Origin of the sequence: Agromyces albus, assembly GCF_004134825.1 — a bacterium.
GTDB lineage: Bacteria > Actinomycetota > Actinomycetes > Actinomycetales > Microbacteriaceae > Agromyces > Agromyces albus.
In genome coordinates this window covers 1-1,236 of record NZ_SDPN01000101.1, presented here as the reverse complement: position 1 = coordinate 1,236, position 1,236 = coordinate 1, and the positions used below count along the sequence as shown (strand labels likewise).

1 pseudogene is annotated in these 1,236 nt (G+C 75.1%); it reads right to left on the bottom strand.

Annotation, left to right across the window (positions count from 1 at the left end):
* Positions 1–919, bottom strand: a pseudogene (locus ESP51_RS20405) (hypothetical protein); the annotation flags it as partial.
* Between the last annotated feature and the right edge of the window lie 317 nt (positions 920–1,236).

Here is a 1,236-nt window from a genome sequence, read left to right as displayed (position 1 = left end):
CGGATGCCGCGAGGCGCGATTCGGCGGCTGGGAACGCGCCGGCCGTGGCAGGGAACGCGCCGGGTGCGCCGTCGGCCGCCGCACCGGTGCCACCGAAGAGCGCAGCGAGCGGGTCGTCGTCGTCGGCTGCGGCATCGCGCGGTGCGGCCGGGAACGCGGTGGTCGGGAACCCCGTGGTCGCCGCGACGTCCGCGTCGCCGATCGGGAAGGCCGTCGTCGGGGCATCCGGGGGCCAATCCGTCGAGGTGTCGGCCGGAAGAGCGCCGAACGCCCATTCCGGCTTGTCTTCGAGTACCGGCTCGGGCGTCAGTTCGGGCCAGGGCTCCGGTACGGGCTGCGGCTGCGGCTGCGGCTGGGCGAACACGTGCGGCCCGATGAACGCTGCGGGCGCGACGCCCGCCGACTCGGGATTCGCCTTGGGATCCTCGGCGTTGGGGTCGGGAGTGAGGTTCCAGAAGTAGCCGGTCGCGGCGACCTCACGTGCGATCGCCGACTCCTCGGCGTCGTCGGCGTCGTCGAGTTCGTCTGGATCGGCCTGGCGGCCACGGCCGAACAAGCGGCCGACTCCCCCGTGGCCACGGCCCGACGCTTCGTGCTCGTCGACATCATCGTCGTGCTCGTCGTGCTCGTCGTCGAAGTCGAGGCCGAGCGCTCCGAAGCCGGGGAGAGGACCGGTCGGCGGGCCGCCAGCGGGCGGGCCGCCCGGTGAACTCGGGCCGGGAGTGCTCCCGCGCGGTGCGTGGTCGGCGTCGCGGTCGCGGTTGCGGGGCGCGCCGCCGAGCTGCGCGAGCAGGTCGTCGACGGGCTCAGCCGGCTCGCGGCCGGAGTCGTCGTCGCCGGTGGCCGAAGCGAAAGCCGGGAACGGCGGGCGACGATCGACGCTCGCCTCACGGAACGGTGCCCCGACGGACTCGGACACGCGGGGATCGGCCTCCGCCGAACCTCGGACCTCGAGATACGGGAACCCTGCCGTCGTGGGTTCCGACTCGGTCGGAGCGGGCTGCTGGGATGCCTGCGGTGCGTCTGCGGCACGAGACGCCTGCGGTGCGTCTGCAGACGCCGGGGGTGCGGCCTCAGCGGGGGTCGGTGACGCGGCGGGCCACGCCGGTGCTGCAGCGGCGGGAGGCCACGCCGGTGGCTCAGGTGACGCCGGCGGCGGAGTCGACGCGGTCGGTGCTGGTGGCGCAGCGGGCTCGGGCCACACGTGCGCAGGAGGCGGCGCAGGCGACGGTGGAG